General features: G+C 66.9%; 4 protein-coding genes. All 4 read right to left on the reverse strand.

The annotated features are described in order from the left end of the window. On the reverse strand, positions 1 to 309 hold a 309-nt coding region (locus LAO51_20280; protein ID MBZ5641084.1), incomplete at its 3' end, for an HIT family hydrolase. 41 nt (positions 310 to 350) lie between these two features. Next, positions 351 to 692 (reverse strand): integration host factor subunit beta, encoded by a 342-nt coding sequence (locus LAO51_20285; GenBank protein MBZ5641085.1) that lies wholly within the window; start codon positions 690 to 692, stop codon positions 351 to 353. Positions 693 to 756: 64 nt separating this feature from the next. Then, positions 757 to 2,607: a 30S ribosomal protein S1 gene (locus tag LAO51_20290; protein MBZ5641086.1), complete on the reverse strand. Its 1,851-nt coding sequence runs from the start codon at positions 2,605 to 2,607 to the stop codon at positions 757 to 759. Between the two features lie 170 nt (positions 2,608 to 2,777). Continuing rightward, complete coding sequence (locus tag LAO51_20295) at positions 2,778 to 3,065, reverse strand: hypothetical protein (protein ID MBZ5641087.1); 288 nt, start codon at positions 3,063 to 3,065, stop codon at positions 2,778 to 2,780. Positions 3,066 to 3,231: the final 166 nt, after the last annotated feature.

Raw genomic sequence — 3,231 nt, forward strand, 5'->3', positions numbered from 1 at the left:
GATCCCGTCGGGGCGGTAGGCGTCCTCCAGGGCCCCCTCCGCCCGGGTCGCGAGCTGGCCCATCTCGTGGACGACCTCGTCGCCCAGGGCGCCCAGGCGCGGGACGTGACGGTAGGGCACGATCATCAGGTGACCGGAGTTGTACGGGTAGATGTTCAGGACGACGAAGCGGTGGCGCGCGCGCGCCACCACGAATCCCGCCTCGTCCTCGCCGGGGTCGGCCGAGCCGAGCCGGCACAGCGCGCACTCGCCCTCGGTCTTCCGGCTCGTTACGTAGGCATAGCGCCAGGGGGAGAAAAGGTGGTCCATGGACGGGCTCCCCGTCTCGCCTGCCGCCCTGCGCCCCGACGTCAGAGCCGCTGCGGAGGCGTGCCCGCGGGCTCGCCAGCCGCGGCCTCCTGAGCCCCGGCCTCGGGACCGCCGTTGATGAGATCCTTCAGCTCTTTGCCCGGCTTGAAGTAAGGGATGCGCTTCGCGGGCACGGCGACCCGGTCGCCGGTCTTCGGGTTCCTTCCCTGTCGGGAGCGGCGGCGGCGGACGCGGAAGCTGCCGAAACCCCTGAGCTCGATCTTGTCGTCCCGCTGGAGCGCTTCGACGACCGAGTCGAAGACCGTGTTCACGATGATTTCCGCCTGCTTCTTGCTGAGGCTCGAGACCCTGATCACTTCCTCCACGAGGTCGGCCTTGGTCATCGATTCCCCTCCGCCCTCAAGCGGGTGGCCAGCGGTCGCTCCGGCGCCCCCCCGTCGTCGTGCCTCATTCCTCGTCGACCGGCGTCTCCTCGGAGTCCTCGGGGCCCCGGCCGGGGGCAAGGAGGCCCGGCCGAATGATGTCACCCAGGGTCGCGCTCCCGTCGCCTTCCTGGCCGCCGCGGTACGATTCGACGGTCGCCTCGTCGGGCTCGTCCAGCGCCGCCTTGATCGACAGTCCGATCTTCTTCTCGACGGGATCCACCTTGATGATCTTCACGCGGACCTGCTGGTCCACGGCAAACAGGTCCTCGGGCTTCTCGATCCGCTCCTTCGCCATCTCCGAAATGTGGACGAGCCCCTCGATCCCCTCGAACAGCTCGACGAACGCGCCGAACTCGGTCAGGCGGACGATGCGCCCGGTCAAGATGTCGCCAACCCCGTGGCTCCGGAAGAAGTCCTCGATGACGTTGGGCTGGAGCTGCTTCACGCCGAGGGAGAGCCGCTGATTCTCCGAGTCGATCTTCAGGATGACCGCCTCGACGTCGTCTCCCTTCTTGAACACCTCGCTCGGGTGCTTGACTCGGCGCGTCCACGAGAGGTCGGAGATGTGCACGAGACCGTCGATGCCCTCCTCGACCTCGACGAAGACCCCGAAGTCGGTGATGTTGCGCACCTTGCCCCGGATCAGGTCGCCGACCCGGTACTTCGTATCGATCAGGTCCCATGGGTTCGGCTCGGTCTGCTTCAGGCCGAGGGACAGGCGCCGGCCCTCCTGGTCGATCTCGAGGACGACGCACTCGACCCAGTCGCCCACCGAGAGGATCTTCGAGGGGTGCTTGACCCTCTTGGTCCAGGACATCTCGGAGACGTGGATGAGCCCTTCGATTCCCTCCTCGACCTCCACGAAGGCTCCGTAGTCGGTGAGGCTGACCACCTTGCCCCTGATCCGCGTGTGGGGCGGGTACTTCGATGCGGCGCTCTCCCACGGGTCCTCCTGGAGCTGCTTGAACCCCAGGGAGACGCGTTCGCGCTCGCGGTCGAACTTGAGGACGATCACGTCCACCTCGTCCCCGATCTGGAATTTTTCGGACGGGTGGCTGATCCGGCCCCACGCCATGTCGGTGATGTGGAGCAGGCCGTCGATTCCCCCGAGATCGATGAATGCGCCGTACTCGGTGAGGTTCTTCACCACGCCGCGGAGGACCTTGCCCTCCTCGAGATCGGCGAGCGTCTTCTTCTTCTTCTCGGCGTTCTCCTCCTCGAGGACCGCCTTGCGGGAGAGCACGATGTTCCCGCGCCGCTTGTTGACCTTGATCACCCTCATGCGGAACTGCTGCCCCTTCAGTGCGTCGAGGTTCCTCACGGGGCGCACGTCCACGAGGGAGCCCGGCAGGAACGCCGGGACCCCGATGTCCACCTTGAGGCCGCCCTTGATCCGGTCGATGACGCGGCCGATGACGGGCTCGCCGGTCTCGAAGGCCCGTTCGACCTCGTCCCAGATCTTCATCTTCTCCGCTTTTTCCCGGGAGAGGACCACGTAGCCGTCGTTGTTCTCTGCCTTCTCGAGGAGCACCTCGACGCGATCACCCTCCTTCACGGTGAGGGTACCGTCGGGGGCGCGAACCTCGTCGATATCGATCACGCCCTCGGACTTGTATCCGATGTCGACGATCACTTCCTTGTCGAGGATCTTGATCACGCGGCCCTGGACGACCTCCCCCTCCTTGAGGGGCTTGAGACCGCCTTCCCACTTCTCGAACGCCAGGCCGAAATCCTCGACGTCCTCCGCGGGCTCGGAGGAAGGGGATGCGTCGGTCTCGCTCGCCTCGCGCTCCGCGAGACTTCCGCTCTCCTGCGGCTCGTCGGGAGGCGCGGAGTCCTTGTTCACCTCGGGCGGCTGCTGCTGGGTATCCATGATCTGCGTTCCAACCTCCTGGAAGGGTCTTCGCGCCCGTGTTGTCGCGAACGTCCCCCGAGTTGCCGGGTCACGTGGACCGGGCTGTCGGTCGCGCACAGCGCGCCGACAAAGGCACCATGCTAGAGAAGAGGGCGGCTCGTGTCAAGAACCGCCGCATTTTCAGGGGATTAACCGGATTCCCGGTCCGCGGGAGGTGCAGGAGCCGTCCGGGAAGCGCGGCGCAGCCGTGCGACCTCCTCGGCGGTCAGGGGCCGGAGACGTCCCGTGGCGAGGCTTCCCAGCTCGACGCCGTCGTAACGGATCCTCCGGAGCCGCTGGACCGGGTGCCCGATCGCCTCGAGCATCGCCCGGACCTGGTGCTTCCGGCCCTCGACGACGGTAACCTCGACCCACGCGTTCGGCCCGGGCCGGACGACGTGCGCGCGAGCAACCGGGCGGCGGTCGCCGGCCTCCAATTGAATGAAGACAGCAGGAGGTAGCCATGATACGCTACGTGGTAGAAGGGCAGGCAACCGGCGAAGCCGGCTGGTGCCCGGTGAGCTCCTGCAACTCACCCACCTACGCCAGGCTGCTCGCCGCCATCGGCCTGCGCCGCCGCATCGGACTCTGCTACCGGCTCGT

The organism is Terriglobia bacterium (assembly GCA_020073205.1).
Lineage (GTDB): Bacteria > Acidobacteriota > Polarisedimenticolia > Polarisedimenticolales > JAIQFR01 > JAIQFR01.